The 25,601-nt window shown below is 55.7% G+C and carries 24 protein-coding genes and 1 tRNA gene; 12 read left to right on the top strand and 13 right to left on the bottom strand.

The window, feature by feature from the left end; genetic code table 11:
- Positions 1-519: 519 nt before the first annotated feature.
- Together ROA7450_RS19755 and msrQ are read right to left on the bottom strand one after the other, a co-directional pair.
- A complete protein-coding gene (locus ROA7450_RS19755; protein WP_085807683.1) occupies positions 520-1,635 on the bottom strand; it encodes a Hint domain-containing protein in 1,116 nt (371 codons plus the stop codon).
- Positions 1,636-1,785: 150 nt separating this feature from the next.
- Complete coding sequence (gene msrQ, locus ROA7450_RS19750; RefSeq protein ID WP_200812990.1) at positions 1,786-2,400, bottom strand: protein-methionine-sulfoxide reductase heme-binding subunit MsrQ; 615 nt, start codon at positions 2,398-2,400, stop codon at positions 1,786-1,788.
- Positions 2,401-2,537: 137 nt separating this feature from the next.
- Here msrQ and ROA7450_RS19745 point away from each other — a divergent pair, with 137 nt between their 5' ends.
- On the top strand, positions 2,538-3,194 hold the full coding sequence (locus ROA7450_RS19745) for a hypothetical protein (protein ID WP_085807682.1): 657 nt from the start codon (positions 2,538-2,540) through the stop codon (positions 3,192-3,194).
- A 35-nt stretch (positions 3,195-3,229) separates the two neighbouring features.
- On the opposite strand, the gene msrP is transcribed toward ROA7450_RS19745, so the two are convergent.
- Positions 3,230-4,129: a protein-methionine-sulfoxide reductase catalytic subunit MsrP gene (gene msrP, locus ROA7450_RS19740; RefSeq protein WP_085807681.1), complete on the bottom strand. Its 900-nt coding sequence runs from the start codon at positions 4,127-4,129 to the stop codon at positions 3,230-3,232.
- Positions 4,130-4,258: 129 nt separating this feature from the next.
- Complete coding sequence (locus tag ROA7450_RS19735) at positions 4,259-5,647, bottom strand: aminotransferase-like domain-containing protein (RefSeq protein WP_085807680.1); 1,389 nt, start codon at positions 5,645-5,647, stop codon at positions 4,259-4,261.
- Positions 5,648-5,773: 126 nt separating this feature from the next.
- Between ROA7450_RS19735 and ROA7450_RS19730 the strand changes: the two genes are divergently transcribed.
- Positions 5,774-6,649 (top strand): DMT family transporter, encoded by an 876-nt coding sequence (locus tag ROA7450_RS19730; protein WP_085807679.1) that lies wholly within the window; start codon positions 5,774-5,776, stop codon positions 6,647-6,649.
- A gap of 20 nt (positions 6,650-6,669) precedes the next feature.
- Here ROA7450_RS19730 and ROA7450_RS19725 read toward each other — a convergent pair whose 3' ends face one another.
- The 3 genes from ROA7450_RS19725 to clpB all read right to left on the bottom strand — a co-directional run bounded on the left by ROA7450_RS19725 (position 6,670) and on the right by clpB (position 10,695).
- On the bottom strand, positions 6,670-7,119 hold the full coding sequence (locus tag ROA7450_RS19725) for a hypothetical protein (RefSeq protein WP_085807678.1): 450 nt from the start codon (positions 7,117-7,119) through the stop codon (positions 6,670-6,672).
- Positions 7,120-7,182: 63 nt separating this feature from the next.
- Entirely contained in the window at positions 7,183-8,010 is an 828-nt protein-coding gene (locus tag ROA7450_RS19720; RefSeq protein ID WP_085807677.1) for an SDR family NAD(P)-dependent oxidoreductase, read from the bottom strand.
- Between the two features lie 66 nt (positions 8,011-8,076).
- The gene (gene clpB, locus ROA7450_RS19715; RefSeq protein ID WP_085807676.1) at positions 8,077-10,695 is read right to left on the bottom strand and encodes an ATP-dependent chaperone ClpB; all 2,619 of its coding nucleotides are present in this window, start codon (positions 10,693-10,695) and stop codon (positions 8,077-8,079) included.
- A gap of 263 nt (positions 10,696-10,958) precedes the next feature.
- Between clpB and ROA7450_RS19710 the strand changes: the two genes are divergently transcribed.
- The 3 genes from ROA7450_RS19710 to ROA7450_RS19700 are packed head-to-tail and all read left to right on the top strand — an operon-like array spanning position 10,959 to position 12,298.
- On the top strand, positions 10,959-11,252 hold the full coding sequence (locus tag ROA7450_RS19710; protein WP_085807675.1) for a hypothetical protein: 294 nt from the start codon (positions 10,959-10,961) through the stop codon (positions 11,250-11,252).
- A 54-nt stretch (positions 11,253-11,306) separates the two neighbouring features.
- Positions 11,307-11,999, top strand: a complete 693-nt coding sequence (pyrF, locus tag ROA7450_RS19705; protein WP_085807674.1) for an orotidine-5'-phosphate decarboxylase — start codon at positions 11,307-11,309, stop codon at positions 11,997-11,999.
- Positions 12,000-12,049: 50 nt separating this feature from the next.
- Positions 12,050-12,298 carry a WGR domain-containing protein gene (locus ROA7450_RS19700; protein ID WP_085807673.1) on the top strand — a complete coding sequence of 83 codons (249 nt, stop codon included), beginning with the start codon at positions 12,050-12,052 and terminating at the stop codon, positions 12,296-12,298.
- 125 nt (positions 12,299-12,423) lie between these two features.
- Here ROA7450_RS19700 and fdhF read toward each other — a convergent pair whose 3' ends face one another.
- Positions 12,424-15,198, bottom strand: a complete 2,775-nt coding sequence (gene fdhF, locus ROA7450_RS19695; RefSeq protein WP_085807672.1) for a formate dehydrogenase subunit alpha — start codon at positions 15,196-15,198, stop codon at positions 12,424-12,426.
- 288 nt (positions 15,199-15,486) lie between these two features.
- Between fdhF and ROA7450_RS19690 the strand changes: the two genes are divergently transcribed.
- The 5 genes from ROA7450_RS19690 (at position 15,487) to ROA7450_RS19670 (ending at position 19,402) form a co-directional block, all read left to right on the top strand.
- Positions 15,487-16,137 carry a histidine phosphatase family protein gene (locus ROA7450_RS19690; RefSeq protein ID WP_085807671.1) on the top strand — a complete coding sequence of 217 codons (651 nt, stop codon included), beginning with the start codon at positions 15,487-15,489 and terminating at the stop codon, positions 16,135-16,137.
- A 12-nt stretch (positions 16,138-16,149) separates the two neighbouring features.
- Positions 16,150-16,767 carry a glutathione S-transferase family protein gene (locus tag ROA7450_RS19685; RefSeq protein ID WP_085807670.1) on the top strand — a complete coding sequence of 206 codons (618 nt, stop codon included), beginning with the start codon at positions 16,150-16,152 and terminating at the stop codon, positions 16,765-16,767.
- The gene (locus ROA7450_RS19680; protein ID WP_085807669.1) at positions 16,764-17,819 is read left to right on the top strand and encodes a saccharopine dehydrogenase; all 1,056 of its coding nucleotides are present in this window, start codon (positions 16,764-16,766) and stop codon (positions 17,817-17,819) included. The genes ROA7450_RS19685 and ROA7450_RS19680 overlap by 4 nt, the downstream gene beginning before the upstream one ends.
- 3 nt (positions 17,820-17,822) lie before the next feature.
- A complete protein-coding gene (locus ROA7450_RS19675) occupies positions 17,823-18,965 on the top strand; it encodes a saccharopine dehydrogenase family protein (protein ID WP_085807668.1) in 1,143 nt (380 codons plus the stop codon).
- 68 nt (positions 18,966-19,033) lie between these two features.
- Positions 19,034-19,402 (top strand): hypothetical protein, encoded by a 369-nt coding sequence (locus tag ROA7450_RS19670; protein ID WP_085807667.1) that lies wholly within the window; start codon positions 19,034-19,036, stop codon positions 19,400-19,402.
- A 368-nt stretch (positions 19,403-19,770) separates the two neighbouring features.
- Here the strand turns inward: ROA7450_RS19670 and ROA7450_RS19660 are convergent, their stop codons facing one another.
- Positions 19,771-20,097 (bottom strand): DUF3775 domain-containing protein, encoded by a 327-nt coding sequence (locus ROA7450_RS19660; protein ID WP_085807665.1) that lies wholly within the window; start codon positions 20,095-20,097, stop codon positions 19,771-19,773.
- Between the two features lie 87 nt (positions 20,098-20,184).
- Positions 20,185-21,435, bottom strand: a complete 1,251-nt coding sequence (locus ROA7450_RS19655; protein ID WP_085807688.1) for an NAD(P)/FAD-dependent oxidoreductase — start codon at positions 21,433-21,435, stop codon at positions 20,185-20,187.
- A 182-nt stretch (positions 21,436-21,617) separates the two neighbouring features.
- Here ROA7450_RS19655 and ROA7450_RS19650 point away from each other — a divergent pair, with 182 nt between their 5' ends.
- A complete protein-coding gene (locus ROA7450_RS19650; RefSeq protein ID WP_085807664.1) occupies positions 21,618-22,955 on the top strand; it encodes an amidase in 1,338 nt (445 codons plus the stop codon).
- Between the two features lie 63 nt (positions 22,956-23,018).
- Here the strand turns inward: ROA7450_RS19650 and ykgO are convergent, their stop codons facing one another.
- Together ykgO and ROA7450_RS19640 are read right to left on the bottom strand one after the other, a co-directional pair.
- Positions 23,019-23,144, bottom strand: a complete 126-nt coding sequence (gene ykgO / locus ROA7450_RS19645) for a type B 50S ribosomal protein L36 (RefSeq protein ID WP_085807663.1) — start codon at positions 23,142-23,144, stop codon at positions 23,019-23,021.
- Between the two features lie 79 nt (positions 23,145-23,223).
- Positions 23,224-23,298 (bottom strand) — tRNA-Val (locus tag ROA7450_RS19640).
- 146 nt (positions 23,299-23,444) lie between these two features.
- On the opposite strand from ROA7450_RS19640, the gene ROA7450_RS19635 reads away from it, so the two are divergent.
- On the top strand, positions 23,445-24,308 hold the full coding sequence (locus tag ROA7450_RS19635) for an N-formylglutamate amidohydrolase (protein ID WP_085807662.1): 864 nt from the start codon (positions 23,445-23,447) through the stop codon (positions 24,306-24,308).
- A 2-nt stretch (positions 24,309-24,310) separates the two neighbouring features.
- Here ROA7450_RS19635 and ROA7450_RS19630 read toward each other — a convergent pair whose 3' ends face one another.
- Positions 24,311-25,564: a DNA polymerase IV gene (locus tag ROA7450_RS19630; RefSeq protein WP_085807661.1), complete on the bottom strand. Its 1,254-nt coding sequence runs from the start codon at positions 25,562-25,564 to the stop codon at positions 24,311-24,313.
- Between the last annotated feature and the right edge of the window lie 37 nt (positions 25,565-25,601).

Here is a 25,601-nt window from a genome sequence, read left to right as displayed (position 1 = left end):
TTGTGCGCCTCAGCGCCGCCGGTGAAGGGGGTTCTATGCTTACCCACCAAAACCCGCAACCCCTTTTTTATAAAAAATACTCAAAAACTCACCTTTTATAAAAAATAAAACAATATCAATTGGATAGAGGAATTAAAGCAGTGAGCAACAGCTCAACATGAGAAACAAAGTTATCGAGACAACATGCTATGCACACCATATCTTGCGTCATTCTTGCGATACTCCACAATACCATCCGAGTCGCAGTTAATGACTCGCATGGAATCGAGTTAGAATCTCCAGGAATCGATCTCAGTGAACTCCAAGATCAGGGCCCGCCCCATAGTACCTGCAAAAACCTGAGGTGCACTATTGCAAATAGATTCGTCAGGACATGCACTCCTGCTCAGCTAGCAACCTAGCGAAACAACAACCCGAGTCAGAAAATGTAGCGCGCCTTTATCGATTGTCACGCAACTCTGTCTTGCCCGTGATGAGGAGAAGCGCAGCCTCAGGAAAAAGCGCGCGAGGCAGCACTCTTTATGCGGCGCGCGCCGAAAGGCCCGCTGACAGCATTTGCGCCTCAAACACTTTGAGCTCGGGCTTTGCTAGTTGATGACTGGCGACACTTTGCCCGATCAACTCCGGAAACAGTGCCAAGATCTCATCTCGCGCTTCGGAAGCAACCGTATTAAGACTAACAGCACTGATGTGGAAGCTTTCAGTTAGGGCACCTTCACTGAAGATGATCTCGTGCTGATCGAACAGCACGTGATAGTAGGCCACCTCTGTGCAGGGGGTACGATAGATGGTATCCCCATTCACCAAGGCTTTCGCTGCGGCCAGACACTCATAATGGCCGAACATCATTTCCGCCTGCCAACCAGAAACAAGCACACGGTGGTTCGGCGACACCATGAGATCGCGATCATTGCCAAACGTATCTTTCGTGATTTTGATTGGTGCAAAGCGGCCACGCCCGGATACAGCCCGAGAGCCGATCCAACGGATTGGCTGATAGCCACTGTCCTGGGTCAGCACCATATCGCCAACTTGCAAGTCTTCGACCGCAACCAGACCGGATTGTGTCTTGATCATTGTTCCAGCCACAAAACAGGGCGGCGGCGATGCAACGTCAAAAGTGAAATCACTAATGCCTGACCCACCGGTGATTGATCCATCCGGAGAAGGCGTTGAGGTGATAACAATCCGAGAGATCGGGCCATCCGCAGAAAAGCTCACGACTCTGGTCGAGGTCGTGTCCGGATCGACAACAATTTCACCCGACGCATTGGTCGTGAAGTTAATACCAGAACCACTCGCCGTGACAGTGATGTCAGCCGCTGGAATCGGGTCCCCATTTTCGTCGAGAACCAAAACCCGGTAGCCATCGTTGTACGCACCACTGGCGTTCACCCCATTCAGGCTGAAGGATAGGTTCTCGACATCTTCGGAAAAACTGAAATCCGCCGTGCGGTCAGAAGTCGCAAAGTTCGAGTTGATATCCTGTCCCGAATTGCCAGGGTCTGCGGAAACCCAGTTTCCGGTGAAATCAGCTGTGACCGTCGTGCTTAGTGATCCATCGTTGACCACGACGCTTCCGTCTACCGCGGTGCCCGATCCATTTAACCAAAGGCTATGATCCAGTGTCGCCATAACTTACTCTACTCTTTACAAAACAATGTCGTACGAACGCCCTATAGACGTTGACCATTCGATGCGTATAGGGGGAAATGGTAAAAATAATGGACAAAATTGAGCATTTTGACGGTCAACACAACCGTGGAAATTATGGACACCCGAGCACTAAACTTTAGATGATCGCGCCACCAATAAAGGCACGAACCTGAGCCCGATAAGAGTGGCGATCACCAGCATCAAGAATATTGGCTTGAGTTGAATACCTTTCACCAGCATCAGATAGTGCGCACCTCCCAGCAGCGCTGCAGGATATACTAGCTTGTGCAGCGAACGCCAATTTGCTCCCAGACGACGCACCGAAGCATTGTTTGACGTAATGGCTAAGGGCATCATCAGGAGAAATGCCGCCATACCCACCATGATATAGGGACGTTTCGTCAGATCCGCGACAACCCTGCCAAGTTCTTGCACATCCAAGATGGCCCAGACCAAAAGATGCAACACAATAAAGAAGAAACAGGTCAACCCCAGCGCCCTACGGAATTTCATGAGGTTGAGTCCCAGCACCTTCCGTAAAGGTGTTACAGCCAAACCGGCGATCAGCAGATAAAGCCCCACCTCACCTAACGCATGCTCAAGCGCCTCGACGGGATCCGCCCCAAGTTGGTTGGATACGCCCAGCCATATCAACCAAGCGGCATAGGACAGCCCGGTAACATAAATGCTCCAGGAGGGAATCCACCGCATGATCCGGTTCATCTGATCAATCACGATTTTCATCTCCGACCTAAATCTACCGCATGAGCCCCGCAGCCTACAGAAAACCAATGGCGCGCCAAGTTCTCGACACGATTGTTCTTCAACCTACAAAACAACCCGAAATCCATTAACCCGTTTATCCACCAAGAGTATTTCATATGAGTCACGACCAACAAATCACCTATGCGATCCTATCCCTTGTTGCCGTCGCAACCATGTGTATCGGTATCCGGTGCTGGCGAAATGCCAAGGGTGCCACGTCGATCTATGCTCAGGATGAACGGTTCGAAGATATCGGCATGACGCTTCTCTCGTCGTTGTTTCAAACGGCACCGGTCAAGCTCGGCGACGGCAGAATTGAATTGCGCCCCCCGATGGGCCTCATCCTTATCGCGCCATTCCTTGCGCTTGTCTTCACGACCTACACAGATTTTGGGCCCCTGTGGGAATCCCTCGGAATTGCTTCCGGCTGGATTCGCGATGTCATCTACTATGGGTTGGCTGCCGTATTCTGCTACAGCTGGTTCATGCTGCTGTTCGTTCAAAAGGTGATCTACAGCGACAAACAGATCACTTGCCACGGTGTTGATCTGCGCTCCCAGACCCGCGACCTCGACGATCTGGTCGGCATACGTGTCCACGAAAAGCGTCCCGCTCTTGTTTTGACTTTCGAGCGGCAGAAACCGCTCTATATTCCGAAGTTCCTGTCGCACCGCGCCCAGTTCGTATCGGCCATGGAAAAGATCGCTGCTCAGAACACCCGTGATGGAATGGTCGCTCGACCTACATCGCGGCAAAACCGCATGGGTTTCTGAGGCAGGCAAGACCGCCGGGATATCAGCCGCAAAGATCAATAGTTCGCCCGCAAGTCCATGCCCGCATACAGGTTGGAAACTTCTTCCTCGTATCCGTTGAACATCAACGTTGGCTGGCGTGAAGCAAACAATCCCCCACCCAATGGCCGCTCAGTCGCCTGGCTCCAACGCGGATGGTCGACTTCCGGATTCACATTACTATAGAAGCCGTACTCGCGGCCGTTGGATTTGTTCCAGCTGGTCGGCGGTTGCGTGTCGGTCAACGTGACCCGCACGATCGACTTGATAGATTTGAAGCCATATTTCCACGGCACCACCAGACGCAACGGCGCGCCATTCTGATTCGGGATGTCTTTGCCATAAATCCCTGTGGCCATCATCGTCAAAGGGTGCATCGCCTCGTCCAACCGCAGCCCCTCGACATAGGGCCAGTCCAGCACCGGATAACGTACACCGGGCATCTCATCCGGGCGCAGCGCGGTTTCAAAGGCCACGTATTTCGCGCCAGATTGCACGCCAGCATGATTCAGCAGATCCGCCAGCTCGAACCCGTTCCAAGGCACCACCATCGACCAGGCCTCGACACAGCGAAAGCGATAGATCCGCTCTTCAACGGTCATCTTGCTCATGATATCATCAAAGGCATAATCACCCGGATTGTCGACGAGCCCATCAATCTTCACGGTCCAAGGGCTGGTCACCAAGGTGTGGGCGTATTTCGCCGGGTCGCTCTTGCTGGTTCCGAATTCGTAATAGTTATTGTAGCTGGTGATATCTTCCCAACTGTTGGCCTCCAGATCCTCGGCCTGCGCAGTACCTGCGATACTCCCCAACGCCAGCCCCGATGCCGCCGCCAGCAATTGACGTCGGTTCATAAACGTTGCCTCGTCCGTCACATCACGATAAGTCAGCGTATTCTTCCAGCGGTTGGCCATTTGGGGCTCCTTTTATACATTGCAGGCGCATTGCCCTTCGTGTTGTGCATAATTTCACCCTTCCGCTGCGGCAAAACAATACGCCTCACAATGATGTGGTTCACTGTAACGAAGCCCTAGGCAGCTGCCTCAACCCGCATCCCGCAAAAAGGTGTGGAGCGGTGCGAGTGTCTCAGGATGACTCATCTGACCAACATTAAATCGCATGAAACCCGCCATCGTTTGCGACACGCTGAACACATTTCCAGGGGCCAGCACGACATCGCCATCCAATGCCCTGCGCGCCAGATCTGCCGAATCCATTCCATCTGGCAGTTCACACCAGAGATAAAACCCACCCTGCGGCATCAACCACGGCGTGATTCCCAATTCTTCGAGCTTCTTCGCTGAAACGCGGCGCTGTTGTGCAAGACGTTCCCTCAGCCCATACATATGCCTGCGGTAGCCCCCGGTGCTCAGCACCGAATATATCAATTCTGCGGTCACCGGACTTGGGCCACCAAAATTGGTCGCCACTTGCAGATCAATCAACGCTTCAACCCATTCTTTCTTAGCTGCAATGTATCCGCACCGCACTGAGGCCGAAAGGGTCTTGGAGAAACTTCCAATCCGGATCACATTTTCCAAACCATCCAATACGGCCAGCCGGACCGACGGCTCCGATTCAAACGCGGCAAAGATGTCGTCTTCGATGACGATAAGATTGTGCGTCGCAGCCAGTTTCAAAAGCTTATGTGCAACCGGTGGCGTCAAACTGGCACCGGTTGGATTATGAAGCGCAGAATTTGTAATATAAAGTGTGGGCCGATACTGCTTGAGGACCTGTTCAAACCGCTCCAGATCCGGCCCTTTCTTGGTAAACGAAACGCTGACCAATTCAACCTGATGCGCCCGAAGCAAGGCCTGAAAGTTGAAGTAGCAAGGATCGTCCACCACAACGGTATCGCCCGGTCGCAACAATAACCGACAAATCAGATCAATGGCCTGCGTACCAGATGCTGTCAGCAGAATATCATCAGGACCAGTGGTTAAACCTTCATCAGCAAACTGGCCCGCCAGAAACCGGCGCAACGCAAATGAACCACGGGTACTGCCATAATCGACCAACAGGGCATCATCGGCACGGGCGACACGCCGCAAGGCGCGCCGCAACTCCTCCAAGGGCATCCAATCCGGTGGTAACCAGCCGCAACCGGGTTTGGCCATATGCGGCTCGGCATCCAGCGATTGCCGCGTCACCCAAAACGGGTCGATCTCCCGGTTCAAACGCGGCTCAACTTCGGTCACGTCAAAGGGCTGCGCGGTCTGCGCCACATAAAACCCGGCACCACGTCGCGCATAAATCAATCCTTCAGCCGTCAATCGATCATAGGCTTCGGCCACCGTTGAGGGCGACACATTCATAGTTGCCGCCAATCCGCGAATCGAAGGCAGCCTCTCACTCGGCTGTAAAATACGTCCGGTGATCTTGCGCCGTATCGCCCCCATCACCTGCTGTGTTCGCGTTTCAGATAGCATTCTACCCCCCTTCTAGAACTGTACGGGCCATCAAGGTAGTACAGTTTTTCTAAATTGTATTGGTTTGTATCTATCAACACCATCACCCTCACCGTACTCATTTCAAAGGCTCAAAGGAGAATTGCGATGCTGGCGACAACCAACCAATACATCTGCCGCGGATGGGGAAGTGGCTTACTGGGCGTTCTTATCTTCAGCGCCTCTCTGCCAGCCACACGGGTAGCAGTCATGGGATTTTCCCCAATATTTCTAACCTGTGCCCGCGCCGTGATTGCTGCTGTACTGGGTACCGCCTTCTTGATGATCATGAAAGCCCCAGTGCCAAGCCGTGGTGACGTCACATCTCTAACTATCGTGGCGATTGGCGTAGTCGTCGGTTTTCCATTGCTAACAGCGCTCGCCCTGCAACACATTACGGCTGCGCATTCCATTGTCTTTATCGGGCTACTTCCCTTGGCGACCGCCCTGTTTGGTGTCCTGCGCGGGGGCGAAGCGCCCAAACCCTTGTTTTGGGTCTTCTCCTGCGCAGGCAGTCTGGCCGTTGTCATGTTTGCCTTGTCTCAGAACACGGCAACATCCCTCACAGGTGACCTTCTCATGCTGGGGGCAATTATTCTGTGCGGACTTGGTTATGCCGAAGGGGCCGTGCTGTCGCGTCATCTGGGCGGATGGCAGGTGATCTCATGGGCCTTGCTGCTGTCCCTGCCAATCATGACGGTGATCATGCTGATGACTTTTCCAAGCACCTTCACTGGAATCACTCCCACAGCATGGGCAGGACTGGCATATGTCTCGGTCTTCTCAATGCTGGTCGGCTTCATTTTCTGGTACCGCGGGCTGGCCTTGGGCGGCATCGCAGGCGTTGGTCAGCTCCAACTTTTGCAACCCTTCTTTGGCTTGATTTTGGCCGGGTTTTTGCTGAATGAACCCATCGCGCCAACCATGATCGCCGCAACCCTCTTTGTGGTAGCCTGCGTCGTGGGAGCCAAACGGTTCACCTAAGCATTCCACCAAAGACGCTATTATTGATGCAAGTCCTTTGTGATCCGCAAAAACACAATGGTCTGCTGTAGGGCAGCCTTATCTTTGAGAGATGCTGAAACCTTCATATTCTCTACCACGTATTGATAGAGCACGTAGGAATCCGGATGGTTCACCGCCTGATCCTGGGTAGGACCTGCACTTGAACCCAAGCAGGTTTGAATAGAGTCATTCAACGCGGCAAACGCGTTCACGGCTTTTTCTGACCGATACGGGAAAGGCTGATTGCACATGACACCTTTCGCGCCAGTATGCTCCCGGAAAGTACGACACTCTCCTGCGATATCTGACACCTCGAAGTTTTGTGGTGTTGTTTCTTGAGTATACCTTTGCACGGCTTCGCAGAAGCTTTGTGCTTCAGAGGCTCGGGGCACAAGACCCAAGATACTGAACACTGCGATCTTTATCCATTTGTGTAGGGCCGAATCCATAACATCTCAATGTTGCCCTATACTGATTGGAAAGCAAATCACGGGTCTGTCACGAATGGCACCTTATATTCCAAAGGGAATTCCGCCGCTGACCGGAAAATTAATGCCTGTTACATAACTCGCATCAGGACCTGCCAGGTAGGCAACAGCCGCGGCGACATCCTCGGGCGATCCTGCCTGCCGCAAAGCAACATCGGCATAACGACGGGTCTTGATCTCATCGACCGACAATCCACTTTCCTGCGCCAAACGTTCATTCGCTGCCAGATGCATATCGGTCGAAATGTATCCCGGGCAAACCGTGTTACACAGGATGCCATCTTTGCCAAATTCTGCCGCGATGGTTTTACTCAAGCCCACCAACCCGTGCTTCATCGCTGTATAAGCACCAAATCCGGCCTCAGCTCCAAGGCTCCCGGTTGAACCTATATTGATAATGCGGCCTCCCCCATTGGCCTGCATGTCCGGGATCACCGCTTGCGCCAGCACCATCGGCCCTAGCAGATTAACTCGAAAGCTGGCCTCCCACTGCGCAGGTGTGGTTGACAAGAACACATCCGATCCCGCCAGTGAACCCGCGTTGTTCACCAAGATATCAATCCGGCTAAGCTGCCGCTTTACCTCAGCAATACATGCTTGAATGCTGCCTGCATCAGTCACGTCCAAAGTTAGCGCTATCCCGGTTCCGCCCGCGTCATGCACGTCGGCAACAAGATCTTGTAGCAAATCTGAGCGATCCAAAACCTCGTTACCCAATTCAACGCTTCCGCTGATGTCCGTCACGACAACGACCGCCCCGTCACCAGCCAATCGCCGCGCAATGGCCCGGCCAATTCCCAACGGTGCAGACGCACCTGTGACAAGCGCCACTTTCCCAGCCAATGAAGCCATGGTACCCTCTTTGATTATTAGTGATGGATACAAAAAAGCCCGCCATAAAGGCGGGCTTTTTCTCTATCAATGCACAACCGCATCCTCGGGCGGTTTCTGGCTGGTGCTGCCAACCCGATCCCCAATGATCAGCCCCTCGGCGCCTGCGGTTACCGGCACCGTGCTACCATCGAGGATATCCCCCGCCAGCAAAGCCTCGGCCAGCGGGTCCTGCAAGGCTCGCTGGATCACCCGCTTCAGCGGACGTGCGCCAAAGACCGGATCGTAGCCTTCATCGGCGAGCCATTTCTTCGCCGCCTCATCCAGCTCCAGCGTGATTTTGCGTGCCGCAAGCCGTTTGATCAGGCGACGCATTTGGATCTCGACAATACCATCCATATCCTCGCGCCCCAGGCGGTCAAAGATGATGGTCTCGTCCAGACGGTTCAGGAACTCGGGGCGAAAATGCGCCCGCACCGCATCCATCACATCCCGCCGGGCATCCGAGGCATCAGCCCCGTCCGGCAGTTGGCTCAGCGCCTGCGCCCCAAGGTTCGAGGTCAAGATGATCAGCGTCTGCTTAAAGTCCACAGTCCGGCCCTGACCATCGGTCAGCACACCGTCATCCAGAACCTGCAACAACACGTTGAACACATCCGGATGCGCCTTTTCAACCTCGTCAAACAGGACAACCTGATACGGACGACGCCGCACAGCCTCGGTCAGAACGCCACCTTCATCGTAACCAATGTAACCCGGAGGCGCACCAATTAGACGAGCAACCGAATGCTTCTCCATGAACTCCGACATGTCGATGCGCACCATCGCGCTGTCATCATCAAACAGAAACTCGGCCACAGCCTTGGTCAACTCGGTTTTCCCCACACCCGTGGGCCCAAGGAACAGGAAGCTGCCCAACGGGCGGTTCTCATCATTCAGACCCGCCCGTGCACGACGCACCGCATTTGCCACGGCTTTGACCGCAGCATCCTGACCGATGACCCGACGATGCAGGTTGTCTTCCATGCCGAGCAGCTTTTCACGCTCGCCTTCCAGCATCTTCGCGGTTGGAATCCCGGTCCAACGCTCGACCACCTGCGCAATCTGCTCAGGGCGCACGGCCTCTTCGACCATAACATCCTTGTCTTCCGATGCTTCCGCCTCGGCCAGCTGTTTTTCAAGCGTAGGAATCACGCCATATGACAGCTCTCCAGCTTTACCCAGGTCGCCTTCGCGCTTTGCTGTATCCAGCTCTATGCGCGCGCGGTCCAGCTTCTCCTTGAGATCTCGGGCACCGGCCAGCTTATCCCGCTCGGCCTGCCATTGCGCCGTCATCTCTGCCGACCGCTCCTGCAGATCCGCCAGCTCTTTTTCCAGCTTCTCCAGCCGGTCCTTGCTGGCCGCGTCATCCTCTTTCTTCAGGGCTTCCGCTTCGATCTGCTTTTGCAGGATCTCACGATCCAGCGCATCCAGTTCCTCGGGCTTGCTGTCGACTTCCATGCGCAGACGGCTCGCCGCTTCGTCCATCAGGTCGATCGCCTTGTCCGGCAGGAACCGGTCGGTGATGTAACGGTGACTCAACGTCGCCGCCGTAACCAAGGCACTGTCCGAGATCCGCACGCCGTGGTGTAGCTCGTACTTCTCCTTGATCCCGCGCAGGATCGAGATTGTGTCCTCAACGGTCGGTTCTTCAACCACCAAAGGCTGGAATCGCCGCGCCAAAGCCGCGTCCTTTTCAACATGCTTGCGGTATTCATCCAGCGTGGTCGCACCAATACAGTGCAACTCCCCGCGCGCCAGCGCAGGTTTGATCAGGTTCGCCGCATCCATCGCGCCATCTGTCTTGCCCGCACCCACAAGCGTGTGCATCTCGTCGATGAACAATATCACCTCACCGGCCGCCGCGGTCACCTCATTGAGAACCGCCTTCAGGCGCTCTTCAAACTCGCCGCGATATTTCGCGCCTGCAATCAACGCCCCCATATCCAAAGACAAGAGCCGTTTATTGGCAAGACTTTCGGGCACGTCACCGTTGACAATGCGCAAAGCCAGACCTTCGGCAATCGCGGTTTTACCCACGCCCGGCTCCCCGATCAAAACAGGGTTATTCTTTGTGCGACGGCTCAGAATCTGCATCGCCCGACGAATTTCATCATCACGTCCAATGATCGGGTCAATCTTGCCTTCCGATGCCGCCTTGGTCAGATCGCGCGCATATTTCTCCAGCGCTTCATAGGTATCCTCCGCGCTGGCACTGTCTGCAGTGCGCCCTTTGCGGATATCGTTGATCGCTTCGTTGATTTTCTGCGCCGTGACGGCACCGGCGTCCAACGCATCCTTAGCCGGCGATTTCACCACCGCCAGCGCCGTCAGCAGTCGTTCAACCGGCACAAAGCTGTCACCGGCCTTTTGCGCCAGCTTTTCAGCCTCAGCCAAAACCTTACCGGTCTGCTGATCCATATAGGTCTGCCCAGTATCCCCTGACACCTGCGGAATCTTGGTAAGCGATTGCTCTAGTGCTTGCATCACACGTTCAGGCGCGCCGCCTGCGCGTTTGATCAGGTTGCTTGCCAGTCCCTGATCGTCATCCATCAATGCCTTGAGCAAATGTTCGGGTGCCAGTTTCTGATGGCTCTCCCGCATCGCAATCGTCTGAGCCGCCTGCAAAAAACCGCGCGACCGCTCCGTGAACTTATTTAAGTCCATCCTGTTCTCCTTTTCTTAAGCATTCCCAAAATGTTGCGCACCCGCTAGGCAGCATGCGTCGGTGTGGAAACCTCTGCACAATAAATGGGCAATCGGGCGCTTACCTTCAAGCCCACCCTCTTAAGATTTATCCATTAAACACTGACGCCGCGTCAAATTGGCACTTTTTCGTGAAACCCCTTGGAAAACAGGCGCTGCATCCCATTTATCCACAAGTTATCCACAGGCACTCAGCATGAGGCCCGAGCAGAAGGAAGACAAAAATGCAGATCGAGAAACTCCACCTCGACGATGTCCGTTACAACCCCGAACTCAGCGGATTCGAGGCTTTGGTCCGTATTCACGAAGACGGTGCGGTTTATTCCTACCCCTGTCAGGTCAACGCGCCTTTGCACGCAGATTTCAAGATCATTTCCCGCCGACTGACACAAAAGGCGAAAACTGCACACAAGGCCCCCTCGCCAATCCTGCGTCTGCGCCGTGATCTGCGCGATCTCAGTGATGCGCCACAGTCCAGCCCGGTCATCCAACAGCTGCGCCGCCTGATTGCCGCTTGACGCCTGCGCCTTGGGCCGCGACAAGGACGCAATTCGCTGCCCAAAGGAAATGCCATGTCTGATGACCGCCTGATTGTCGCCCTTGATGTCCCCAACGCTTTGGCTGGCCTGCAACTGGCCCAGCAACTCGGCGATGATGTCTCGTTCTACAAGATCGGGCTGGGTATGTTGACTGGCGGCGGACTGGCCCTTGCCAATGAGCTCAAGCAAGATCAGGGCAAACGCATCTTTCTAGATATGAAGCTGTTTGATATCGGAGCCACGATTGAAAACGCCGTCCGGGGCCTGGCCCAGTTTGATATCGACTTCCTGACCGTCCACGGCGACCCCCATGTTGTCCGCGCCGCCAAGGAAGGTGCCTCCGGCAAAGACCTGAAAATCCTCGCCGTCACCATCCTGACCTCACTGGACCGCGCCGATCTGGATGCCGGGCTGATCAAAGCAGGCGACATTCCCGATCTGGTGGCTGAACGCGCGGGCAAAGCCTTTGAGGCCGGTGCCGACGGCGTTATCGCCTCCCCGCAAGAAGCCGCAATGATCCGTGCCTTGCCGGAATCGCAAGGCCGGCTGATCGTCACCCCCGGCGTGCGCCCCACCGGTGCCGCGCTTGGTGATCAAAAACGCGTTGCCACTCCGGCGCAGGCGATCAAAGATGGCGCAGATCACATCGTGGTTGGCCGCCCAATCTGGGCCGCAGAAAACCCAAGCGCCGCCGCACAGGCCATTCTGGCGGAACTGCAAGGCTAAGAGATTCGGTTTTTCTTGCGCGCCGAATCACCGTGATCTAGAATCAGCCTATGGCTGTCTGCATTCTTTACCGTCGTACCCGTGCCCGCCGCCCGCGTTATTACCGGGTGGAAATCGCCTATAACCTGTTTGAGGAAATCTCGGTCCTTCGCGAATGGGGGATCGCAGGCGGCAAAGGCCGCTCGATGATCAGCATCTACGGCAACCTGCGCGAGGCGTCCGTAATGGCCGACAAATACCGCCACCGCGCGCAAAAACGCGGCTACAGCCGCGCCGACCAACTCGCCGCAACAGGCTAAGCCACTTATTTTCCATAGCACCAGCGCATCCCGCACCCCCCCGAGGAGAAGGCCAAAAGCCGCCGACGAGACAAAAAGCGCGCGCCCTTAGGCGCGCACCTTAAAATCAAACCTGTCTGATCAGCTTACTCGGCTGCGATCTGGCCTTCCACCGGCTCAACCCGCACAGCGGCGAATTTGAACTCGGGTATCTTGCCGTAGGGGTCAATCGCCGGGTTGGTCAGAACGTTGGCCGCCGCCTCAACATAGGCGAACGGCACAAACACCATATCCTCGGCAATCGCCCGGTCAGCCCGCGCCATGATGTTGATCGACCCGCGACGGGTGCTCAGGCGTACCATATCGCCCGGCTCCACACCCATCTTGCGCAGGGTTTTCGGGTTCAACGAACAGTTCGCCTCTGGCTCCACCGCATCCAGAACCTTGGACCGGCGCGTCATCGACCCGGTGTGCCAATGCTCCAGCTGACGGCCGGTGGTCATGATCATCGGGAATTCGGCATCAGGCGCTTCATCCGGTGCAATCACGGCTGCCGGGGTAAAGCGCGCGCGCCCTTCGGAACGGGGGAAGCCATCGCCAAACACAATCGCCTGACCGGGGTCGGTCTCCGACAGCGACGGATAGGTGATGGTTTCGGTCTTCAGACGCTCCCAGGTGATGTTGTTGAGGCTCTTCATATTGAGCTTCATCTCGTCAAACACCTGGCTCACATCGGTATAATCCCAGTTCAGGCCAATGCGCTGCGCCAGCTCGGTGGTGATCTTCCAATCCTCACGCGCCTCACCCGGGGGCGGCACGGCCGGGCGCACCCGCTGCACCTGACGGTTGGTATTGGATACGGTGCCGTTCTTTTCATAAAGCGCCGAGGCAGGCAGAATGATATCGGCATAGTTCGCCGTTTCGGTCAGGAAGATATCCTGCACCACCATCAGATCCAGCTTGGCAAAGGCGTCACGCGCGTGTTCCACATCCGGGTCGGACATCGCCGGGTTTTCACCCTGAATATACATGCCCTTGATGTTACCCGCATAGATCTCGTCAACGATCTCAGTCACAGTCAGACCTTTTTCGTTGCTGAAATCGTCGCTTTCCCAGACATCAGTAAAGGACTGGCGAATGCCGTCATCTGTTACGGTCTGATAATCCGGCAGGAACATCGGGATCAGGCCAGCGTCAGACGCACCCTGCACGTTGTTCTGGCCGCGCAGCGGGTGCAGACCCGCGCCCGGTTTACCGACATTGCCGGTCATCAGCGCAAGGCTGATCAGGCAGCGCGAATTATCAGTGCCGTGAATGTGCTGGGAAATACCCATACCCCAGAAAATCAGACCCGCTTCAGCACCCGCAAAGATACGTGCCACACGACGCAGCTGATCCGGGGAAATGCCACAGATCTCTGACATCGCTTCTGGGGTAAAGTTCTTCAGATGCTCTTTCTCTTCCGCCCAGTTTTCAGTCCAGCGGTGGATATACTGGCTGTCATACAGCTCTTCTTCGACAATCACGTTCATGATCGCGTTCAGCATCGACACGTCCGCACCGGGGCGGAACTGCACCATTTCAGTTGCAAAGCGACGCAGGCCCACACCACGCGGGTCCATCACGATCAGCTTGCCACCACGTTTGGTGAACTGCTTGAAATAGGTCGCCGCAACCGGGTGGTTCTCAATCGGGTTAGACCCGATCACAATCGCCACGTCTGCGTTTTCGATTTCGTTGAAGGTCGCGGTCACCGCGCCCGAGCCGACGTTTTCGATCAGCGCCGCAACCGAGGACGCGTGGCACAGACGCGTACAGTGGTCGACGTTGTTGTGCTTAAAGCCCTGACGAATGAATTTCTGGAACAGGTAAGCTTCTTCGTTGGTGCACTTGGCCGAGCCAAAGCCCGCAACGCGGCGCGGGTCATCTTCGCGCAGCTTCATCAGGCCTTTGGCGGCCAGATCCATCGCCTCTTCCCACGTCGCTTCGCGGAAATGCGTGTCCAGATTGCCCGGATCAACGTTCAGACCCTTCGCAGGCGCATCTTCACGACGGATCAGCGGCTTGGTCAGGCGGTGCGGGTGGTGGATGTAATCAAAGCCAAAGCGGCCTTTGACACACAGGCGGCCCTCATTGGCCGGGCCGTTGATGCCCTCAACGTATTTCACCTTGCCGTCTTTGACCTTCAGCGAAACCTTGCAGCCCACGCCACAGAACGGGCAAACGCTTTCAGTTTCCGAATCGAAATCACCCCGGTCGCCAACCTGGTTTTCGTCCACAACAGTCGATGGCATCAGCGCCCCGGTTGGGCAGGCTTGCACACATTCACCACAGGCCACACAGGTCGATGCGCCCATCGGGTCGGCAAAATCAAAGGTCGGATAAGCGTCATGCCCACGACCGGCCATACCGATCACATCGTTCACCTGCACTTCGCGGCAGGCGCGCACACACAGACCACATTGAATACAGGCGTCAAGGTTCACGCTCATCGCAACGTGGCTGTCATCGAGCAGCGGAATGCGGCCCTCTTCCAGTTTCGGGAACCGGCTTTCCGATACGCCATTCAGCTCGGCCATATCCCACAAGTGGCTCGACTTGTCATGCGCTTCTTCCTTGGCTGGCTGGTCCGCCAGAAGCATCTCCATCACCATGTTGCGCGCGCTTTCGGCGCGTGCGGTGTCAGTTTTGACAACCATGCCCTCTGACGGTTCGCGAATACAAGACGCCGCCAAAGTGCGCTCACCATCGATCTCGACCATACAGGCGCGGCAATTGCCATCGGGGCGATAGCCGGGTGCTGGCTTGTGGCAAAGGTGAGGGATCACCAGCCCACGGCCATTGGCCACTTCCCAGATTGTCTGGCCTTTTTCTGCCTCGACGTCTTTGCCGTCTAGGGTGAATCGGATTGTCTCAGACATTGCGCGCCTCCTTGGTTGCGGTAACACATAGATCACGCGAGCCCCGTTTGATGACCGGTAATCCCGACATAACCGCGTTTTTTTGCGCCATTTGTGACCAACTAGTTTCGGATAGTGAACATAATTTACGGTCCGCACCATTCACAAGAGACGATTGAGTGATTCTTGCAGAAAAATGCACTGAACTTTCTGATCAAAAAGCGATTTTGCGCCCTTTTATCGCTGGACCGTCAGCGCTAACCTGCCGCAGAGGAAAATCAGACCCCAAAACAACTGAAAGAGAGCAAAGTGACCGAGATTATTTTGGTACGGCACGGGCAGGCCAACAGCCATGCCACGGATGAGAAAAGCTACGACCAGCTCTCTGAACTCGGGCACCAGCAGGCCAGCTGGCTGGGGGACCATATGACCGCCACAAATCCACATTTTGATCAGGTCATCACCGGCACGTTGCATCGTCAGGCTGACACCGCCCGATCAATGGGATATGAGATTTCAAAACAAGACACCCGCTTGAACGAACTCAACTACTTCGCCATTGCACAGGCACTGGAACAGCAACACAAAATTCCGGCCCCACAATCGCCACAGGAATACGCCCACCACCTGCCGGTGCTCATTTCCCATTGGGCGCAGGATCGATTGACCGACATTCCGGAACAATTCAGCGGGTTCGAAGGTCGGATCACCAGCCTGATCACTGAACTTTGCGATCAAGGTGGGCGTCACATGTTGGTCACCTCTGGCGGCGTGATCGGCATCATCGTCCGGCACGTGCTGGGGCTTGCGCCCGATATGGCCTCGAAGATCATGCTGCAGGTCATGAACAGTTCCGTCCATCGATTGCATTTCATTCATGATCAGCTCTTACTGGCAGGCTTCAACGCGACCCCACACCTCGACGCCCCGGACCGCACCCACGCCCGCACATTTATCTAAAGGATCGAAACCATGAAACTCTATGCTATGCCCGGTACCATCGCAGTGGCCTCGGCCATCGCCCTCAAGGAAGCCGGAATTGAGTTCGACCTGCAGATCGTGGATTTCACCAAGGGCGAACAAACCGGCGCGGCCTATAGCAAGGTCAACGCCAAGGGCCGCGTGCCTGCATTGGAAACACCCGATGGGATCCTGACAGAAACAGGGGCGATCCTTGAATACATCGCCGCCATAACGCCCGAGGCCGGGTTAACTCCCAGCGGAGCTTTTGAAACTGCCCAGATGCGCGAAGCGATGAATTACCTCGCCAGCACCATGCATGTGGCCCATGCCCACAAACTGCGCGGCTCTCGCTGGGCCACGCAGCAAAGCTCCTTCGATGACATGACGGCCAAGGTGCCCGAAACCATGTCTGACTGCTGCGCCTACCTCGAATCGCACAACGCCTTCACCCCCTATGTAATGGGCTCAAATTACAGCCTTGCAGATCCGTGGCTTTATGCCATTTGTTGCTGGCTTGAAGGGGATGGCGTCGATATCGCCAAATTCCCGAAAATTCAGGCCTTTTTGGCCGCAATGAACGACCGCCCGGCCGTGCAGGCCGTCAAAGACTTGGGACTGATTAAATGACACACCTCTGGGTACGATCTGAGCAGCGCGAAAACGAAAAACGCGTGGGGCTTTCCCCCGCAGGGGCCGCTGCCCTGATTAAGGCAGGCATCAAGGTCAGTGTGGAAGAAAGCACAACCCGCGCCATCGGCATTGAGGGCTATGTTGATGCAGGCTGCGAGATCGTGGCCGAAAACAGTTGGCCCAGCGCGCCACAGGTTGCGATCATCTTTGGCCTGAAAGAACTGCCCGATGACAGCACCCCCCTGCCGCATCGCCACATCATGTTCGGCCACGCCTTCAAGGGACAGCACTCCGGCAGGGCCCTGTTGGAACGTTTTAAGGCCGGTGGCGGCACGCTTTACGATCTGGAATATCTGGTGGCCGAGGATGGCCGCCGCGTCGCCGCCTTTGGCTATTGGGCTGGTTATGCCGGGGCTGCCGTCACACTCAAGGCCTGGGCCAACCAAAAACAGGGCCGCCTCTGCCCGCCTGTAAGCACCTACAAAGACAAAGACGCGCTTCTGGCCGACCTCGCCAATGACATGCAGAACGCAAACACTGACACCCCTACCGCCATCGTCATCGGCGCCTTGGGCCGTGTCGGTACCGGCGCGGCTGACCTCTGTCAGGCGATGGGCATAGACGTCACCAAATGGGACATGGCGGAAACCGCCACCGGCGGACCTTTCCCCGAGATCCTCCAACATGACCTGTTCTTCAACTGCATCCTTGCCCGCCCCGGCACGCCGGTCTTTATCCCTCAATCGGCTCTGACTGCCGACCGCAAACTCACCGCCATTGGCGATGTCGCCTGCGACCCGGACAGCGACTATAATCCGGTGCCGGTCTATGACCGTGCCACCGATTGGAATGCGCCGGTCACCCGCGCCCATGACACGCCACCACTGGACGTCATGGCCATCGACAACCTGCCCTCGCTTCTGCCCCGCGAATCCTCCGAGGATTACGCCGAACAACTCCTGCCTTCCCTACGGACCCTCACCGACCTGTCCTCAGGTGTCTGGGCCCGGGCCGAGGCCACCTTCAACGAGCATATGAAAGGGATCTGAGACATGACAATTCACTGGTGCGGCACCGGCCTTTCGGCCATTCCCGGTCTGCGTCGCCTGATCGAGGCGGGCTATGATGTCACCGTCTGGAACCGGACGAAGGCCAAAGCCGAAGAGGCCGTTGGCGATCTGACCGACAAGATCAAAGCCTTTGAATTCGACGCCATCTCGGCAGATGTGAACGAGGGCGACTTGGTGGTCTCGATGCTGCCCGGCGACTGGCACGTGCCACTGGCCGAAATGTGCATCAACAAGGGCGCAAACTTTGTGTCCTCGTCTTACATTGCCCCCGAAATGCGCGACCTGCATGCCAAGGCTTTGGTGCGCGGTGTGTCTGTGGTGAATGAGATTGGCCTTGATCCCGGCATCGACCACCTGATGGCCCACCAAATGGTCGCCGATTACCGTGGGTCCAAAGCGTATGACGCCAGCAATGACCTCAGCTTCAAATCCTACTGTGGCGGCATCCCCAAGATCCCGAACCCCTTCCGCTACAAATTCAGCTGGTCGCCTCTGGGCGTGCTCAAGGCGCTGCGTTCCCCCTCCCGCTCGATCAAACACTTTACCGAGCTGAACGTCGCTCGCCCGTGGGACGCGATCTCAACCTATGACGCGCCGCTCGCCACACCCGAAAGCTTCGAGGTTTACCCAAACCGCGACTCCCTGCCCTTCATGGAAGACTACCAGTTCGACGCCAACTGGCGGGTCAAGGAATTCGTCCGCGGCACATTGCGCCTGAACGGCTGGGCCGATGCCTGGAAAGACGTCTTCGCCGAGGTCGAAACTCTTGAAGGTCCCGAGGGCGATGCCCGCCTGAAAGAAATGTCCGATACCTTCTGGGCCGAAAATGCCTATGACGAAGGCGAGCCCGACCGCGTTGTCATGTGCGTAGACCTCAAGGCCGAAAAAAACGGCAGCCCCGTCTGGCACAAGACCTATGTCATGGACGCCTGGGGTGACGCTCGCGGCACGGCAATGGCCCGTCTCGTGTCCATTCCTCTGTCCCTCGCGATTGAATCCGTCCTCAACCGCGAAATCCCCGCCGGCGTCAGCCCCGCCCCGCATGACCCCAAACTGGTCGCGCGCTATCTGGATGAGGTCAACACACTGGCGCAGCATCTGATGGTGGTGGATCATTTGGCGTGAGAAATTTAGGGGCGGGCAGAAATGCCCGCTTCTTTCCGCGCCCCTTGTAGGCAAACGTTAGCATCCAAATGAACTTAAGCAGGATATTTCGAGACGCGCCAGAGCATATCAAGCTGCTCCGGCACTACAACTTATCCAACCGCACACCGCTTAGTGATACGCAGATAAACGAACAGTTTTATGCAAAACATGGATTTGACAAAGCAACCGTACTGGAATGCTGGCAAGAAATTGAACAATGGCTCGGTCTCCCCACAGGAAGAATGCGCCCAAATGACCGATTGGTAGGGGATTTATGCCGCGAAAGAATAATACAGCCGTCAATTGAAAACCTGACCGAAGCAGCGATTGATCGAAGCAGCACAATGAACCTTCAAATTGACTTGGAGACTATCGAGACGGTCAATGACTATATAAAAGCTTTCGCTGCGCCGTAGGGTGGGTACCAACCCACCATTTTCTCCACATCAACTCTCGCTCCCTTTCCCAAGCCGCGCATCACCGACGCGCGGGGGCGATCTCAGGGATGTAACTGCCCCTTTATCCTGCAAAATCCGCACACCCCAACCGCCTCACTCAACCTCTCCAATCGCCGCCGCGTTGGGGCGCGTCGGCGATGCGCGGCGGGCGCTGCCCGCTATCTCGCGCGGGTTTTCTCGTGCAAATATCCCCGCTGGTGGCAACCCTGAGGCGGAGGCCAAAGGTCGACAACGAGACATCAAGCGCGCCGCAGGCGCACATTTCAACGAACAAACAGGGCCACAGGAGTTTTGTACAAAACCCGCGTAAAACTTGTACAAACTTTTCAGCCGCCGCGCACCAATTCGTCTTCGTCTTCCACCACCGAAATTCCCAGCTCGTCCAGCCCATTTTCCAGGTGGTCAGACAAGTGCGGCGTGCCCAATAGATAATCGACCGTTGGCGTGGTCGCCTCTTCGCGGGCGGTGGCTTTGGCCTCTTCAAGCTCATCTCGCATAAAACTATCGCGCCCGATCCACATGACGGCGACAAGGCTGACCTGTTCCTCTTCGGTCAGGCGTTCGATAAAGCCGCGCAATTCCCGCTCGGCCCGGTCAAGTTCGCGGGACATAAGGATAATTTGGGCAATCTTATGGGTGCTGATTCCAATCATCTCAGCCTCCTATACTTACATCTTACCACAAATTGGCCTGTAAATCAGGAGCGCACTTTGATCTGAGACAAATCGGCGAAAGTTGCCTCAGTGCCTGTCAAACCGATTGGCGTCAAACGGGGACAAGTCAATATTGGGTTTGCGCCCGCTGATCAGGTCAGCGATCAACCGGCCTGTTTTCGGCCCCGCTGTCAACCCGATGTGCTGATGTCCAAACCCCGCGTAAACCCCTGTTTTTCCTATCTCTCCGATCAAAGGCAAACTATCCGGGGTGGACGGACGATAGCCCACCCACTCTTCGGCCACGTCATATTCCAGATTGGGAAAATCCTTGGTGATCTGCTTGCGGATTAGTTCCAACGGGGCACGCGAGGCTCCGCGCTCATGGGTGCCAAGCTCCACCGTTCCGGCACAGCGCAGGCCTGTCGACATTGGCGTGACACCAAACTTGCCCTTGCCCAGAATCATCGGGCAACGCGGTATTTGTGAAGGGTTTTTCAGGTGCAGGTGATGGCCACGCTCTGTTTCCAACATCACCTTGAAACCCAGCTTTTTCATCAAGGCCTTGGACCATATGCCTGTCGTTAAGACCGCATGATCGCAAGGAAAGCCACCTTGATCCGTCTCAACCGAAGAAATCTTACCATCGTGCAGGGTGAAATCCTTGGCCTCTGCTTGTGCCACTTGCCCACCCTCAGCACGCAAAATATCCGCGAGCGCATGCATGTATCCGCCCGGATCAAGGATATGCCCCTGTGTCTTGAGCCGCGCGAGACACTGAATCGAGGGTCCCAACATCGGATCAAATTCCTGCACCGCAGCGCCTTCGATCATCTCTGGGACAAACCCGGCCTCGCGTCGGATACCCCAACCAAAGTTGTCTTTGTCAAAGTCTTTGCGCGAGGCGTAAGCATAGACAAAATCACTGCTGGTGATCATCTCTTCTGCCTGTGTCGCGCGGGTCAATGCCCGATGCTGATCACCCCCATCCGCGATGATATCAATCAAGGCCTGCGCCGTGTATCGCGCGTCCTTTGCATTGGCCCGTTTCACGAATTGCCACAGCCACGGGGCCAGCCTGGGCACTTGACCCCATTGCATAAACAAAGGTGATGATGGATCGGTGAGGTACTTGATGCTGTCCTTAATTAATCCCGGCGTGTTGACCGGAATGAACGCCCACTGCGCCATCAATCCGGCATTACCGTAAGACGCACCCGCCCCCGGCCCTTCGCGGTCGATCAATGTCACCTGATGCCCAGACCGCTGCAACCAGATGGCCGAGCTGAGGCCGCAGATGCCTGCGCCGATAACAACAATTTTTAAGGACGTGCTCATTGCCGTCATCCTGCTTTTGCATGACTTTGCGTCAGCTAAGAGCTTTGTGTGTCAAACAGCAAGCGAAGATTTAAACAGGCCGAAAGATCCATCCATTTCAGACAAAAGCATGTCGGGATTGGCAGGTTTGGAAGAGTTCCGCACCGCTATCAAAAACTGAACACGACTAAGCGAGACACGCCATGGACATTATCAAGCTTTCCGCCACTGAACTGACAGCACAGCTTCAGATTAGGGAATTGAGCGCGATAGATGTCTTGGCTGCTTATCAGGCGCAGGTCGAAAAAGTTGAGAGTGATGTGAACGCCTTTGTCACGCTCGACTGGCAAGCGGCCTATGATCGCACCCATGAACTGGACCAGATGGCGCAGCCCGTCGGGCCGCTGCACGGCATACCAATTGCGATCAAGGATATTTTTGAAACCAAAGGGTTACGCACCACATGGGGGTCGCGCAGTTATGAAAAACACACGCCCGGCTATGACGCCCTTCATGTCGCCCGCCTGCGCGCGGCGGGTGCCGTAATCATTGGCAAATCGAACACGCCGGAATTCGCTTTTTCCGGTCAAACCACCAACTTGGTGTCCGGCACAACGCGCAATCCGCATGACTTGTCAAAAACCGTGGCTGGTAGCTCGGGTGGGGCAGCAGCGGCGCTGGCAGCAAACATGGTGGCCTTGGCGGATGGGTCTGATCTTGGGGGGTCGTTGCGCAGCCCGGCGGCGTGGTGTGGGGTTGTCGGGTTCCGGCCCAGCTCGGGTTTGGTTCCCTACAATCCTAATCCAGTGCCCTACGATGGCCTTAGTATTCCCGGCCCTATGGCCCGCAACATCAAAGATCTGGTGATGATGCTTGAGGTCATGCAGGGAAATTCGTCGAAGCAGCCGCTTGGTTTCTGGAAAAACGAACCTTCGATGGAAGGCCTAAGCGCTTCACCGAGATCTGGACGTCTTGCGTTCGATCTGAACCCCTTTGGTGTACCAACTGATCCATCAATCTGCGTGGCCCTGCAACCGGTTGCAGATCTATGCAAGGATCTGGGCTGGCAGTTGGATCAAGCCGCACCGGACTTGAATCCGCTAACACACTATGTGCCGATGGTGCGCACGCTCTCGGCACTCGGAGTGAAAGCCGCGAAGAACCCTAACATGGATATAGCGGCTGAAAACTTTGTCACAGCCTGCCATCAAGGGCCTGAATTCAGCCTGTCAGATTACGCCGAGTTTCAGGTCGCTCGCGGCCAGGTTTGGCAGGAAGTTGCGGCGTTTTTCGAACAGTACGATTTTGCGCTCTGGCCCACCACTAGCGGGCTGGCGTTTGATGCAGATGCGAAGGATCACGAGATTCGCGAAGATTGGCGCACAGTAACGCTCACGCCAATTCTCGAGCTGCCATCGCTTTCGATGCCCTTTGGCACCTCCACGGATGGATTGCCTGTCGGTCTCCATATCACGGGTCCCAAGGGTTCGGATGCGCGTCTATTGCAATTCGCTCGTCAAATCGAACAAGCCGCCCAATGACACCCGTAGCCAATAAAAAACCCCGCTGAACAGCGGGGCATTTTAATCTTAAGCTGAAAGTTCTTAGCCTTGGCGGGCTTTGAACTTCGGTTGTGTTTTGTTGATCACGTAGACGCGGCCTTTGCGGCGCACGACACGGCAATCACGGTGCCGGTTCTTCAAAGAACGAAGCGAGTTTTTGACCTTCATGGTCCTCTCCTCATTTGTCGCGGCGCGGGCCAGCGCCTGGGTTGCGGGTGCTGCACGTTGCTGTGCAGCAGTGAATTCATGGTGGGCGATACAAGGATCGAACTTGTGACCCCTTCGATGTCAACGAAGTGCTCTACCGCTGAGCTAATCGCCCATGAATACCTTAGCGAGCCTGACCCCAATAAATTGGGGCGCGGAATCCCGCGCCGGTGTGCTGGGTCTATAAAAGGAGTCGGAGGAGGGATCAAGGGCTTTTAGAAAGACAATTTCAGTCTATTATAGAATTAATTGGGAGAACACATGCCAAAGGCCGCATATCATCTGAGCTACCCTGCACGGCGCACAACTTCTGTTGTGTTCGCTTCACCTCATAGTGGCCGCGACTACCCCTGGACTTTCGTGCGGCGCACGCAGTTGAATGAATACTCTGTGCGTAGCTCCGAGGATGCCTTTGTTGATGAGCTTTTCGAATGTGCCACGGACTTTGGCGCGCCATTTGTAAAAGCTGGAGCGCCTCGCGCCTTTGTCGATCTAAACCGAGCCCCCGATGAACTGGATCCAGCCCTGATCGAAGGGGTGCGCGCCACTGGACACAACCCACGCGTTGCCTCTGGGCTTGGGGTCGTACCGAGAGTCGTTGCCAATGGTAAGGCGATCTATCGCGGAAAAATCTCGATGAGCGAAGCACAAAAGCGAATCGATGGCTATTGGCACCCCTATCACGAGATTCTTACGGCCCAGATGGATCAGGCTTTTTTGATGTTTGGCGAAGCCATTCTGATTGACTGCCATTCGATGCCACATGAAGCCATGGATACACTGGCACGTTCTGGCATACGCCGCCCTGAGATCGTGTTAGGAGATCGGTTTGGGACTACGGCCAGTGACGAAATCGTCAGTCAGGTCGAAGCGGCCTTTGTCGAAGCAGGCTTGGTTGTGACCCGCAATGTTCCGTTTGCTGGAGCATATATCACGCAGGCCTATGGCCAACCGTCCAAGGGGCATCATGCGTTACAGATTGAAATCGACCGCTCACTTTATATGAACGAGCGTTTGATCCGACCAAACGGCAATTTCCAGTCATTCAAGGCACTTCTCGAAAATATTGTATCCGAGATCGCCGAGATCGGTCGCCCCAGTGAGAGCGCACTGGCGGCCGAGTGAACTTACCGCAAGGCACGGCCTTTCTTGATCGAGTCACGTCCGAATTTTTGCCTGATCTTATCCGTGGCGCGTTCGGCATCAGCGCGACGTCCCGCGTCTGGATCCAGCAGATCAGCTGAAAGATCCGCTTCATTTTCCGGTACAAGTTCAGACAGCCCCACCCCGAGCAATCGGTAGGCAGCACCCTGCTCTGTCTGATCCAGCAAATTTCGGGCGTTCTTGTAAATTTTGTCAGCAATTTGGGTTGGATGTCGCAATGAGATGCGGCGGCTGATCAAAGAATGATCAGCCCTTTTGAGCTTGAGATTCACCACGCGGCCAGCAATGGTTTTCGCTTTCAACCGGTCAGAAACTTTTTCTGATAGCCGCCAGATATGGCCATCCAGAATATCCACATCTGCCGTATCTTCGTTGAACGTCGTTTCGCTGGAAATTGATTTCATCGGTCCATCAGATGAAACGCCGCGGCTGTCCTGACCTCGCGCCAGATACCACAGACGATGGCCCATCGAACCAAACCGAGCAATCAGATCTTTCTGCTCCCACCGCAGTAAATCATCGAATGTACATATGCCTGCCGCATTCAGAGATGACACCCCCACCCGACCAACCCCCCAGATCAGGCTGACGGATTTGTCTTTCAAGAAGGCCGCAGTTTCCGCTTTGCCGATTACGGAGAACCCGTATGGCTTGTCCAGATCCGAGGCTACTTTCGCCAAAAACTTGTTATGACTCAAACCGATAGACCCCGTCAGTCCCAATTCGGATCGCATGCGGCGAATGAGGTTTGCGAGCATGACAGCGGGTGGCGCGCCGTGCAGACGAGCGGTGCCGGTGAGGTCAATGAACGCCTCGTCCAGCGACAAAGGCTCAATCGCGGGGGACAGTTCTGCCATCATCGACTTGATTTCGCGCGAGGCGGCAGAATAGGCCTCCATTCGGGGGCGGATCACCACCGCCTCGGGGCACAGTTTCAGCGCCTTGAACATCGGCATGGCCGAACGTACACCTCGAATTCTTGCAATGTAACAAGCCGTTGAAACCACACCCCGGTGCCCACCCCCAATGATCACCGGCTTGTCAGCCAACTCGGGATTGTCGCGCTTTTCAACGCTGGCATAGAAGGCATCGCAATCCATATGGGCGATACTGAGGTCAAACAACTCGTCATGCGCCACCACCCGACGACTGCCACAGGCTGGGCAACGTGGGGCAGCATCAAACATTTCCAGACAATCACGACAAAGCGCAGGCATAGGATTCGGAGGTCAGATTTTTGTACAACTTGTACAA

The organism is Roseovarius albus, assembly GCF_900172335.1.
GTDB classification, from domain to species: domain Bacteria; phylum Pseudomonadota; class Alphaproteobacteria; order Rhodobacterales; family Rhodobacteraceae; genus Roseovarius; species Roseovarius albus.
Note: the sequence above shows the minus strand (reverse complement) of the source record. Positions and strands in the feature narration are given on the sequence as shown.